The following is an 11,557-nucleotide window of genomic DNA, read 5'->3' as shown; positions in this document are numbered from 1 at the left end:
GTTTGGGGGGTAAGGCCAATATGTCCTACAACAGGAATTCCTGCACGAGTTAAGCTTTCAACGATCGGAACAAGGTTTAAGCCTCCTTCGAGTTTTATTGCGTCCGCTCCCCCTTCCTTAATCAGTCTCCCAGCATTGATTATGGCAAGATCGAGTGTCGCATAGCTCATAAACGGCATATCAGCAATGACAAACGTTTTTGCAGCACCCCTGCGGACGGCTTTTGTATGGTGGAGCATGTCTTCCATAGTTACTGGAACAGTGGAATCATAGCCTAAAACTACCATCCCTAAAGAATCCCCGACTAAGATTGTGTCGACGCCTGCATCTTCTACTAACTTGGCTGAAGGATAATCATAGGCTGTTAACATACTGATTTTTTCACCAGCTTGTTTCATTTTTTCAAAATCAGGAATAGTCTTTTTCATTGTCCATTTTACCTCCCTTGTTAAAGTTCATACTTTCGCTCTACATTTTTAATACTCTTTTATACTGTCAATTAGTCATACTCCTTCAAGTTTAGGCATAGGTAGATATCAGTCAAAGGAGGGATAACCATGTCAAAATCCTTTCATTTAAGCTTAATTCTAAAAGGAATTCTCTGGGCGGCGATCTTAGCATTGTTATTGTCTCTGTTCTTTGGTGTCCTACTCTCTTACACATCACTCCCTGAATCAGAACTGTCGCTCAACATTATCTTTGGAACCAGCATTTTTGTCGCTGCCTTTGTCACAGCACACCAAGCGGGCACAAAGGGTCTCTACTATGGATTGAGTGTAGGTCTCGGATTCATCCTTCTGGTCTTGGTCTTATCCGCTGTTTTTTTGTCTGGTACCCCATCCTGGTTAAAGATGGCAGAGAAATCCATCATAGCCTTAGTTGCTGGCGGAATAGGTGGAATAGCGGGAGTCCTTTTTCCTCAATCTTAGCAGCAATTTTAAAGCAGCCTCTTTTTAGAAGAAAGGGAAATCTCATAGTGAGATTTCCCTTTCTTCTAAATTTGAACGTTTTTAATAATTTCTATCTTTACTGCCAAATTCCTGCTTACTTGACGCTGGAATTAAATAAATATTCAAAATGCTTCACATTTCATCTCCAAGGTTATACAATACCGTCAAAGTTACTTTAGGAGGATTAATCTATGTGCATTGAAAAGACACCTTGGGAGCAAGTTATTGAGTTTCATGGTCATACTTGCCCAGAAATTGCCTTAGGTTTTCGGGTAGCCCAAATTGCCAGGCGTGAACTAGAAATTAGCCCTTCAGCCAATTCTGAACTTATCGTCACAGCTTATACCCATTCCTGTGCTGTCGATGCTTTCCAAGTCTTAAATCACACAACCTACGGCCGTGGGAATTTATTTGTTCATGAAAAGAAGCAACATGTTTATGATTTTCACTACTCAGGGATAGCTGAAGGCTTGCAAATCTCCATACGCTCTGAAGTACTTGAACACCTCTCGGTAGCTACCGAACAATTGTCTCCACGTGAGAAGCAAAATGCTTTAATAGAAACCCTAAAATTTATCTTAGGGATAGAAGAGCTCCTTTTCTGTACAATTCAGAAACTCTAACTCCCGGTTAAACCACCCCACGTTGACGATCTCTCCAAAATCTCCAGACGAGAAGGATAAGGGAAACCCCTACGAATGCCATACTACTCCATTGGGCGGCTGTCCAGTCGAATAGAAATCGTGGGCTATCCCCTCTGAGGCTCTCTAAAAAGAACCTTGATAAGTTATATAAGACCATATATAACAAAAAGATCATACCTGACGGCCATTTTCTTAATTTCAGAATGACAAGGAGAGCAAAAATTATCACATCCACTTGCCCTTCCCATACTTCGGCTGGCCACAACGGTTGGTCCCCAAACTTATCTCGGGCAATTGTCCCTTCGGGATATAGAATTCCAAAATCCCCTCCTGTCGGCCCTCCAAAAGCATCCCCATTCATCAGGTTGGCATTCCTGCCGACCGATTGAGCCAACACAAGCCCCGGAGCAGCCAAATCAGCAAGTTCCCAAAATGGTAACTTCTTATACCAAACGTAAATTGCCGCCGCTAAAAGAGCTCCTATTACACCTCCTTGGATGGAAAGTCCACCATGCCAAATCGCAATAATTTCACCAGGGTATTGACGATAAAATGCCCAGTCGAAAAAAAACACTTGCCAAAAACGAGCACCCAAGATGCCGGAAATTAGTAATATGGGCGCTAAATCCATGAAAACGTCCATATATTGCGGTCGACCCTCTGCTTTAGCGAAGTACAGTGTAACACCTACTCCAAGAATAAATGCTAATGCAAAAAGGGTACCATAAGCTCTAATCGGAAAATCTCCCACAAAAAACCAGTATTGATGCATAGTGCCCTCCTTTGATTGAAAAACCCGTCTTCACAAATTATTCTTACCCATTGACTATCTCTGCAATAAATGAGCATCATCATTATATCTTGTATGCTAGAAGAGCTCAAGCGCACATCTAGCTTAACCTAGTGCCCGAGACCACTAACCGTCGATTGGTGGCTCATATTACAGCTTTAGAACTTCTTTTCTGAAGACTACGTGCTTCAGTGAACTAAATAATTATAAAAACAGACTCGATACTTCATCGAATCTGTTTAAACTTTCAACTATTTAGTTTTGCGTAAAAAGGATCAAATTTATTGGAATTGGGTATCGCTGCATCTCGCTGTGCTTTTCCGGTAGGTTTTTGAACTCTTTGAAAATAGTCGGAATGCTTCTTCTTAGCTGATCCCGCATCGGAGTATAATGTAACAAATAAGGCAGCAAATGCAATTAGTACTACAAACCACTGAAATAACATAACTAAACACCTCCATCCTTTATTTTATGACCTTCTGGGCAATTGTCAAGTCTTTTAATTAAAAGTCGCAGTTAAGCGGTCACCAGGATGTAAAACCGTCGTAAATTCAGCGGGTTGACCATTGACACTGATTTTTAAGGAGCCTGAAATCTTCTCTTCAGGAAACTTAACATAGGGTAACAAATCCGAAAGAATCGGCATGCGCTTGAATCCCTCTACTTTAAGATCCATACCATCCGTAAGGGGTTCGTCCATGGTAACAGTCTTGCCATGAAACGAAATAACAGTCTCTTGGGGAGGATACTCAATATCTATTCCATTAACTTTAAAGGGCATGGACTTGGGACAGAGTTGTAACTCGCCAACTGTAATCTGCTTTGTGTAAACCTCTATAGAATCCCCCTCTTGGATTATACAGTTCCGCCCTACTTCACAGTCATTGACTAAAATCGTACGGTTTAAGTTAAGAACAAGGGGTTCTCCATTGATCCGAATCTCTATAGCTACTTTTTTACCAAGTTCAAAACCTTTTTCTTGCAGGAGATTGTCTAAATTATCATTTGGAAGGTAGGTGATTTTATATCCGTCCAGTATGGGATCTTTTTCATTCATCGGTTGTTGGTTTACGAAAACCTGCGGAACAAATTTTTCACGCTGACCATTCCAAGAAATCCAGCTAGCCTTTTGAGGAGGCAATACATCCTCAAGATATGCTTTAGCATCGATCCCCTGTTCTCCTGGGGTAAAGGAAATTTCGTCTCCAGCCTTTAATGACTGATCTAATTTCCCCGGCTTGTCATTTACCCTTAATTGGGCTGGACTTCCCATAGTCCCCTTAATGACCCGCATCTCACTGTTCCATTCAAAGGTTAAGGCCGCTCCTGGCTTTCCAAAAAAAGTACGAGGCTGGATGCCAGCAGCGAGTAAGGCTTCCGCAACCGTGGTTAATTGTAATTCGAAAATTGGTACAGGCTTATTGTTGACTAAAACGGTATAATACTGAAGCCCGTTTCCTTCAAGAGCAGCTATGCCAATTCCAATCGGGGTGATGCTTTCCGGTCCCTTGACACTTTTCTCCCCAAAAATCTCCCCTAACCTTTCTCTGATTTGAAGACCGACGCGATTTTTGGGGATTTCAAGGGTCTCTGCCAAAACCTCAGTAAGACTAGGCGTTAAACTGCCACCGCCAATCAGAATAATGGCTTGTGGAACGTCATGATTGAGATTCAGAATCTCTCTTGAAATACTCTCAGCTAAGGTTTTAACCACAGGTAGGATTATCTTTAAGACTTCTTCCTTATTTACAACGACTTTTGCACCAAGAAAATCTTTAAATTTTAATTGCTCTTTGGTATTTAATTCTCGTTTTACTTTTTCTCCAACCTTAAAATCGAGCAAATAATGCCCACAGATCGTTTCTGTGACTTCATCTCCTGCCATAGGGACCATCCCATAAGCAAAAAAAGATCCATTTCTAGTCAAAGCAATATCTGCTGTTCCAGCCCCAACATCCACCAAAGCCAGATTAAGACGCCTCATATTAGCGGGTATTGCTGCTTGGCCTGCGGCAATCGGTTCTAGGGTCAAACTTGTCATTTCTAAACCTACTCGACCTAAGACAGCTACCAAACCATCGACGACTGTTCGGGGTAAGAAGGTCGCAATCACAGACACCTTGGCAGTTTTTCCGCGTTGCCCGATCAAATTAGATATTTCTTCTCCCTCATTCCAGCGGGCAATGGGATTATATCCAACACAGAGGTAGCTATGAGCCTCATCTGCACTGGATGATTCAAGTTGGTGTAACGCTTGATGAACCGCCTCCATCTCTAGGGCCAGTACACTCTCTCGTTCCCAACGGACAGGAAGCACTTCTTTATGTTCAGCAACAGCCACTTCTGTTCTCAGCGCACGGCCCGCAGCAGCCACAGCAACCTGTTTTAAGGGTCTCTCTAACTTCTTTTCCAAGCTCTCTTTAACCTTGACGACCGCCCGAGCGACTTCGTCCACATCATGAACTTGTCCATCATACATAGCCCTTTGTCGATGCTCAGTTTGGGCACTGGCCAAAATCTCATAACCTTGTCCTACACCCTTGGTCATCACAAGCCCCATCACCATGCGGGTACCAATATCCAATGCAAAAATAGGTTCCACTTATTTCACCTCTCTTTGTCTAAATTCGACTCTTTCGAGACAAAATCCTTTAGTTATAAAACAAAACTCCGAATATGTTCTCACTCTCACAATCTGTGCCGCCTAATTCAATTTAAGGTATAATTAGTTTGTTTGCATAACCTAAAGCAATTATACCTTAAAGGGGGTCTATGGACTCAACTTTTTATGTCTTAAATAAAAGGTCTCCTCCTAGAGAAAGTTCATTTCAATGAGAGGAGACCTTTTGTATACAATTACCTTTTTCCCCTTACCTATAACAACAGAAGTATTCTTCTTTAAAGCTATTGGCTTAAAAAGATTTTATCATTTCCAAAGGCCAAAGGGTTATTTGCGGGATGTAAGTAATAATAATTAGGACCACAATCATAGCTAGCAAGAATGGCCACAACCGCTTAATGATAAGATCCATTCGAGTACCTGCAATATTTGCTGCTACATATAAGTTAATTCCTACAGGCGGTGTAACAAGACCAATCCCTAAATTGACAATCATTAAGACCCCGAAATGAACGGGGTCAATTCCTAAGGCCATGATAATTGGCACAAGAATTGGCGTAAGGATAATAATGGCTGCCGCTGTCTCCATCACCATACCCACTAAGAGAAGAAAAACGTTGACAATTGCCAGAATGACTAGAGGATTACGGGAGATCCCTAAGAGCCAAACAGCAATATCTTGTGGAATCTGCTCCCGGGTAAGCACTAAAGCAAAAAGTGCAGCGCAGCCAATAATAAACATGATGATGGCTGTGGTAATAACACTTGACGCAAGACTCTCCTGGAGTTTTTTCCAAGTAAGTTCCCGATAGACGAAACTACCAACAATATACCCATAGACAACTGCTACCACTGCGGCTTCCGTAGGTGTAAAAATACTACCATAAATTCCACCTAGAATAATTACTGGCATTAACAAACCCCATAAAGAGTCTTTAAATGCCGATAGGATTTCTTTGGGAGTAGCGGGTTCTTCTTTGCCATACCCTTCTTTACGGGAAATCACATAACCTACAATGATAAGAGCAATCCCAATGAGGATACCGGGTCCAAATCCACCAAGGAACAGATCACCGATGGACACATTGCCACTTATCCCATATAAGACCAGAGGTATACTCGGTGGAATAACAATTCCGATAGCCCCGGAACATGCTTGTACACTCGCTGAAAATTCTCTATTATATCCTTTTTTGACCATGGATGGGATGAGAATTGTACCTAAAGCAGCTGTGGCAGCTGCACCAGATCCGGAAATAGCAGCAAAAAAGATACCTGCCAGAATGGACACGATCGTTAATCCTCCGTGCATCCTGCCCACTAATGTACTGGCGAAATCTATCAAGCGCCTGGAAATTCCACCGACGGCCATAAGATTACCCGCCAAAATAAAGAACGGAATAGCCATTAAAGGAAATGAGTCCATAGCCCCAAACATCCTTTGGGGAACAATCAGTAAATTCATATTGCCGACAAAAAATAAAGCCGAAGCAGCTCCCAACCCGAGACTTACAGCAATAGGGGCACCAATTAACATGAGTACTAAGGTAATCAAAAATAAAACAATACTCATATCAACTTCCCCCTTTTAATAATTTTTTCAATTTCGGCAAAAGAACTAATCAGTAATAAGACACCACTAATTGGAATAATGAGGTATACATACCCGATGGGTAGTCCCATAGCTGGAGTTAATTGACCAAACGACCGAACTGCAAATTGACTGCCGAAATAAATTAGCAAACTGTAAAACACACTGCTAACTAGCAGGGCAATAACCTGGACAACTTGTCTAGTCCGCCCTGGTAAAAAGCCTGCAAAGATCTCAATCATAGGATGGGCTTTTTTTTCTATGGCTAAGCTTGCTCCCAAGAAAGTAATCCAGATCATCAAATATCTAGCAAGTTCTTCAGACCAAGCTAGGGGATGTTCCAGTAGGAAGCGGGAAATAACCTGAGCGAAAACCGCTAAGGTCATAATTATCAGGAGTAAATTAGTAAATCGACCTATAACTTTATTAACATTATGCACGACCGTACTCAGCATATGGTTCCCCCTTCTGAAATATTGTAAGAGGAAGTAGGAAACCTCTACTCCCCCTTACAGAATTTCTATTTTGTGTCAAGAATTTGCTTGATGATATCTTCACCAATCTCTTTTGAATATTTTTCATAGACAGGTTTTACCTTCTCACGGAACGCTGTGGAATCAGGTGTTGTGATAACCGTACCAAATTTCTTCATATCGGCTATGTACTTTTCATCAGCCTCTTTTAACATTTGTCTCTCAACTTTAGCGTTGCTCTTAGACAGTTCTTTAAAAGTCACCTTGATATCATCAGGGAAACTATCCCAAACCTTTTTACTAATGACTAAAACCATCGGTGAGTAGTTATGATTGGTCAGTGCTACGTATTTCTGCACCTCGTACAAACGGGAGGTACTAATAATAGCTAAAGGATTCTCCTGTCCGTCGATGGTTCCCTGCTGGAGGGCAGTAAATACTTCTGCAAAAGCCATTGGAGTCGGTAAAGCGCCAAGTGACTTCCAGGCATCCATGTGAATCGGGTTCTCCATAGTTCTGATTTTCAAGCCTTGAATATCTTCTGGTTTTTCGATAGGTCTCTTAGAATTCGTCAAATTACGAAATCCGTTTTCCCAGAAGGATAAACCGACTAAGCCCTGACTGGACATTCCGTCTAAAAGCTTTTCACCAATAGGTCCGTCCAATACTTTAATTGCTTGCTCCCTGTCTTTAAATAAGAAGGGCAAATCAAATATTTTCATTTTAGGATCAAAATTCCCAGCTACAGCCGTTGTTGATAAGACCATATCCATAGTTCCAAGTTTAGCACCTTCAAGCATTTCCCTTTCACCGCCTACGGTAGCTTCAGGGAAGACAGCGATTTTTACACGGCCATTGGTTTTTTCTTCAATCTGTTTACCCATGTTAATTAATTCAGTGTTCATCGGATGACTGGCAGCGGCAACATGTCCAGCTTTAAGTTCCCATTTTTGCTCACTAGTGGCAGCCTTGTCGGAACTTTTAGCACCGCAACCGGCCACCGCCAATAAACCCAGCGTTAACAATCCAATTAAACTAATACTAATAAATTTTGACTTTTTCATTATTTTCCTCCTCCATAATTTAAGAAGATTTTTTAATTTCATACCCGCTTCTTCACCTTATCTCTATTTTGGGTACCCCTCCCTCTTTTAGATACGATTTTTCTAATACTTCGATAGGATGTAACACCTCTATAGTCAAACCATGCCTTTTTATGCCGTGCTCCAATTGAATGCGACAGGCCGGGCAGGAGGTGGCCAGAACGGAAGCCCCTGTTTGTTTAACATTTTCGATTTTCCGATCAAGTATTTTCATCGAAATATCATAGTGGAAAATATTAAATGTACCTCCACCGCCGCAACAGCGATCAGCTTCAGCCATTTCCTTAAAGTTTACCCCTGCCGACTCCAGAACCTTGCGGGGAGCCTCCCTCACATTTTGATAGCGGACTAAATGACAAGGATCATGATAAGTCACCGTTGTTTCTGCACATTCGCTTACTGAGGGCAACTTGTCAGATAAAAACTGATTTATATCCATTACCTTACTGACAAAGCTTAAGGCTTCAGCCTCTTCACTCTTCCCTTGGAATAGTTCACCATAAGACTGCATTGTGGATCCGCAAGTAGCACAATCGGTCAAAATGACATCCACCCCGGTAGCTGAGAAGGCTTCTATATTCTGCCAAGCAAGTTTGCGGGCGTTTTCCACATCTCCATAATTATCATGAGCTGCCCCGCAGCAAACAACCTTAGTCGGAATGACAACTTCATAGTCCAGCTTTTCCAAAATATTAATAGCTGCCCTAAGCACCTGCGGGTAAACATTATTATCCATACAACTTAAGAAAAATCCTACTTTTTTATCGCTCTTCTTAAGTTCAATTCCTTTCAAGAGTTCTCGAAAAGTATTCTTAGGCAATTGAGGCAAGATATCTTCCTTAGTCTTTAACGTTTTGGGCAGCAAACGATTTACTCCAGTCCTTCGAGCCAGTTTTAAAGAATCTAAAACCAGCGTAAAGTGTTTTGGTTTGACCAGCACATTTTTTAACAGAATATGACGTACCAATGGTTGCCCCTTTTTAATGGCGAAATGGGCCCTTGCTGCTCTAATGATCTTATCCGTAGGTACCTGAGGTGGGCAGCTAACAACACAAGCACGACAACCCAGACATAAATCCAGATAATCCCTCATTTTCGGAGTTAGGTCTAGATTCCCGGCTAAGTGTTCGCGCACTAACCTTAACCTTCCCCTGGCTACCGACATTTCCCGCTTTTCTACACTAAAAATCGGGCAAACAGCAGTACATGAACCACAGCGAATACAACGATATAATTCTTCGGTAAATTCATGTAAAGGTTTCATTCTACTGCCTCCGCAGGTAAGACCTTGTTGGAATTCATGATGTTTCGGGGATCCAAGGCATGCTTTATTTTGCGCATGACATCTATTCCTGTTTCACCCAGTTCCCACTCCATGAATTTGACCTTATCCAGCCCAATCCCATGTTCCCCGCTCAAAGTACCACCCAACTCTAAAGCAGCTTTAAACATTTCATCGATCGCTAGTTTAACACGCTTAATTTCATCGTGATTGTTCTCATCTGTGAGAATTATGGGATGCATGTTCCCATCACCGGCATGCCCTAAAATGGGAATTTTAAGTTGATACTTGGCCGCTAAATCTGTAATAGTCTTGACTATGTCCGGAATCTTACTGCGTGGTACAGTGACATCTTCCACGTAAAGAGTTGGGGCACTTTTAGCCATCGAGGAAAAAGCAGCTTTACGACCCGCCCAGATTTGATTGGACTCTGCCTCCGTGGTTGCTATTCTGATTTCACGTGCACCAAACTGTCGGCACACTTCTTCTACTTGTTTAATTTGTACCGGAACATCTCTTTCGCTGCCATCGACTTCAATCAAGATGGCGGCTGCAGCATCTACCGGCAAGCCGCAGGGTACATAGGCTTCAATCAAACGCATTGCTTCTCGGTCCATGAACTCTAAGGTGGTGGGAATAATTTTAGCGGCAATGACCCCTGAAACTGTCCGTGCTGCATCTAACAAATCATCGAATACTGCAAGCATTGTTCGTTTACTCTCGGGCAATGGTATGAGACGTAAAATAAGTTCGGTAAAAATCCCCAAAGTCCCTTCGGAACCGACAAACAGTTTAGTTAAATCATACCCAGTGACATTTTTTACGGTTTTGCCGCCCATTTTTAAGATTCTACCATCCGCTAGGACCATTTTAAAACCTAACACATAGTCGCGAGTTACCCCATATTTAAATCCACGAGGACCACCGGCATTTGTCGCTACATTTCCTCCCAACATCGACATACTCGAGGCCTGAGGATCAGGTGGATAGAATAAACCTAAAGCTTCTACCTGACGCTGGAAATCAGCAGTAATAACCCCAGCTTGGACTACTGCGCAAAGGTTAGCTGTATCTATTTCAATAATCCTGTCAAAACGGTGCATTGCCAAGACAATACCACCTTTGATAGGTATCGAGTTCCCACAAATATTAGACCCGCCACCTCTAGGAGTTATCGGTATACCAGCTTGGTTTGCCAGCATTACAACTTGGGAAATCTCCTCAATAGTGCCGGGTATGACCACGGCTTCAGGAATCTGATGGTTAGGCGTCGGATCATAAGAATAGCAAATAATATCTTCTTTGTCTGTTAACACGTTTTCTCGACCTACACATTGCTGTAAAGAATGAACAAAACTTTTTTCTAACAACGATAATCCTCCTACCTTTACTGTTCTAAAAACAGTAAATAATTTTGGCTGAATGACTAAAACTCTCTTAAAATAGTTGTTTGGTTGGACCATTTGTTCATCTAACTTATGAACAAATTTCGTAGCGGTCCAACCCAATTAATAGTTATTCGCGATTTTCGACAAGACTCCTTCTTCTATTTTACAAAACAGATAAAAAAATATCGTTGTTATACATCACTTTAGTCCTTTTTCGTTGTCATAACGTTTAAAGCATGATAAAATTTCATTAGACCAGCTAATAAAAGTCAAGAGTTTGTCTGATTATTTCTTTTAATTTTCGGTTTGTAAAATACGGCATAACAAACTAAGCCATTGAAAAATCCGAACAATGACCTAAACGTTAATTTTTGGGAAGCCCACCTAGAGAAACGGGACGCTCGGCGCTAGCCAAGCAAACTCTCTTTCAATTTGGGGTAACTCTCTGGAGTAAAAGAGACTTTGCAGTCTTCAAGCGTTTGGGTGTAGTGCACGTGTCAATAGGATGATGGCGAGCATATCCTCGGTCTAACGCCCTCCGGTATCCCTCGCATCACCTTTGACACGATCCGAATGGCTCTGTCGTATCCAAACTATTCCTTTAAGCAGCTGCTGGTTGAGGCTTTGTTGTCCTCCAAGTTTGATGATCTTCAGGTCGTTTAATCACAAAGGGCTTTTGGTCACGAAGAACAGCAAATATGTAGTGAAGAAGTTTG

At 41.9% G+C, this 11,557-nt stretch carries 11 protein-coding genes; 2 read left to right on the top strand and 9 right to left on the bottom strand.

Features of this window, described 5'->3' with window-relative positions; genetic code table 11:
• A partial coding sequence (locus JL57_RS05345; protein ID WP_034141027.1) for a 3-methyl-2-oxobutanoate hydroxymethyltransferase occupies positions 1–428 on the bottom strand: 428 nt, incomplete at its 3' end.
• Between the two features lie 129 nt (positions 429–557).
• On the opposite strand from JL57_RS05345, the gene JL57_RS05340 reads away from it, so the two are divergent.
• Positions 558–929: a TIGR04086 family membrane protein gene (locus tag JL57_RS05340; RefSeq protein ID WP_034141026.1), complete on the top strand. Its 372-nt coding sequence runs from the start codon at positions 558–560 to the stop codon at positions 927–929.
• 212 nt (positions 930–1,141) lie between these two features.
• Positions 1,142–1,573, top strand: a complete 432-nt coding sequence (locus JL57_RS05335; RefSeq protein ID WP_034141025.1) for a formylmethanofuran dehydrogenase subunit E family protein — start codon at positions 1,142–1,144, stop codon at positions 1,571–1,573.
• Between the two features lie 7 nt (positions 1,574–1,580).
• On the opposite strand, the gene lgt is transcribed toward JL57_RS05335, so the two are convergent.
• From lgt to JL57_RS05295, 8 genes are all read right to left on the bottom strand, one after another.
• Positions 1,581–2,366, bottom strand: a complete 786-nt coding sequence (lgt, locus tag JL57_RS05330; protein WP_034141024.1) for a prolipoprotein diacylglyceryl transferase — start codon at positions 2,364–2,366, stop codon at positions 1,581–1,583.
• Between the two features lie 265 nt (positions 2,367–2,631).
• Positions 2,632–2,829: a hypothetical protein gene (locus tag JL57_RS05325; protein WP_034141023.1), complete on the bottom strand. Its 198-nt coding sequence runs from the start codon at positions 2,827–2,829 to the stop codon at positions 2,632–2,634.
• A 54-nt stretch (positions 2,830–2,883) separates the two neighbouring features.
• A complete protein-coding gene (locus tag JL57_RS05320) occupies positions 2,884–4,986 on the bottom strand; it encodes a rod shape-determining protein (protein ID WP_034141022.1) in 2,103 nt (700 codons plus the stop codon).
• A 310-nt stretch (positions 4,987–5,296) separates the two neighbouring features.
• The gene (locus JL57_RS05315; RefSeq protein WP_034141021.1) at positions 5,297–6,577 is read right to left on the bottom strand and encodes a TRAP transporter large permease; all 1,281 of its coding nucleotides are present in this window, start codon (positions 6,575–6,577) and stop codon (positions 5,297–5,299) included.
• The gene (locus JL57_RS05310; protein ID WP_045691251.1) at positions 6,574–7,050 is read right to left on the bottom strand and encodes a TRAP transporter small permease; all 477 of its coding nucleotides are present in this window, start codon (positions 7,048–7,050) and stop codon (positions 6,574–6,576) included. Before JL57_RS05310 ends, JL57_RS05315 begins: the two co-directional genes overlap by 4 nt.
• A 65-nt stretch (positions 7,051–7,115) precedes the next feature.
• Positions 7,116–8,132 carry a TRAP transporter substrate-binding protein gene (locus tag JL57_RS05305; RefSeq protein WP_034141020.1) on the bottom strand — a complete coding sequence of 339 codons (1,017 nt, stop codon included), beginning with the start codon at positions 8,130–8,132 and terminating at the stop codon, positions 7,116–7,118.
• A gap of 52 nt (positions 8,133–8,184) precedes the next feature.
• A complete protein-coding gene (locus JL57_RS05300; RefSeq protein ID WP_034141019.1) occupies positions 8,185–9,435 on the bottom strand; it encodes a (Fe-S)-binding protein in 1,251 nt (416 codons plus the stop codon).
• On the bottom strand, positions 9,432–10,823 hold the full coding sequence (locus JL57_RS05295) for an FAD-binding oxidoreductase (RefSeq protein ID WP_034141028.1): 1,392 nt from the start codon (positions 10,821–10,823) through the stop codon (positions 9,432–9,434). Before JL57_RS05295 ends, JL57_RS05300 begins: the two co-directional genes overlap by 4 nt.
• Between the last annotated feature and the right edge of the window lie 734 nt (positions 10,824–11,557).

The organism is Desulfosporosinus sp. BICA1-9 (assembly GCF_000802135.1).
The sequence above is the reverse complement of the archived record's forward strand: the minus strand, read 5'-3'. Positions and strand labels throughout refer to the sequence as shown.

What these genes read in the sequence shown, in the direction of transcription:
- JL57_RS05315 (WP_034141021.1), bottom strand. Translation starts at nt 6,577, where the DNA reads ATGAGTATTGTTTTATTTTTGATTACCTTAGTACTCATGTTAATTGGT.
- JL57_RS05310 (WP_045691251.1), bottom strand. Translation starts at nt 7,050, where the DNA reads ATGCTGAGTACGGTCGTGCATAATGTTAATAAAGTTATAGGTCGATTT.
- JL57_RS05305 (WP_034141020.1), bottom strand. Translation starts at nt 8,132, where the DNA reads ATGAAAAAGTCAAAATTTATTAGTATTAGTTTAATTGGATTGTTAACG.
- JL57_RS05300 (WP_034141019.1), bottom strand. Translation starts at nt 9,435, where the DNA reads ATGAAACCTTTACATGAATTTACCGAAGAATTATATCGTTGTATTCGC.
- JL57_RS05340 (WP_034141026.1), top strand. Translation starts at nt 558, where the DNA reads ATGTCAAAATCCTTTCATTTAAGCTTAATTCTAAAAGGAATTCTCTGG.
- JL57_RS05335 (WP_034141025.1), top strand. Translation starts at nt 1,142, where the DNA reads ATGTGCATTGAAAAGACACCTTGGGAGCAAGTTATTGAGTTTCATGGT.
- lgt (WP_034141024.1), bottom strand. Translation starts at nt 2,366, where the DNA reads ATGCATCAATACTGGTTTTTTGTGGGAGATTTTCCGATTAGAGCTTAT.
- JL57_RS05325 (WP_034141023.1), bottom strand. Translation starts at nt 2,829, where the DNA reads ATGTTATTTCAGTGGTTTGTAGTACTAATTGCATTTGCTGCCTTATTT.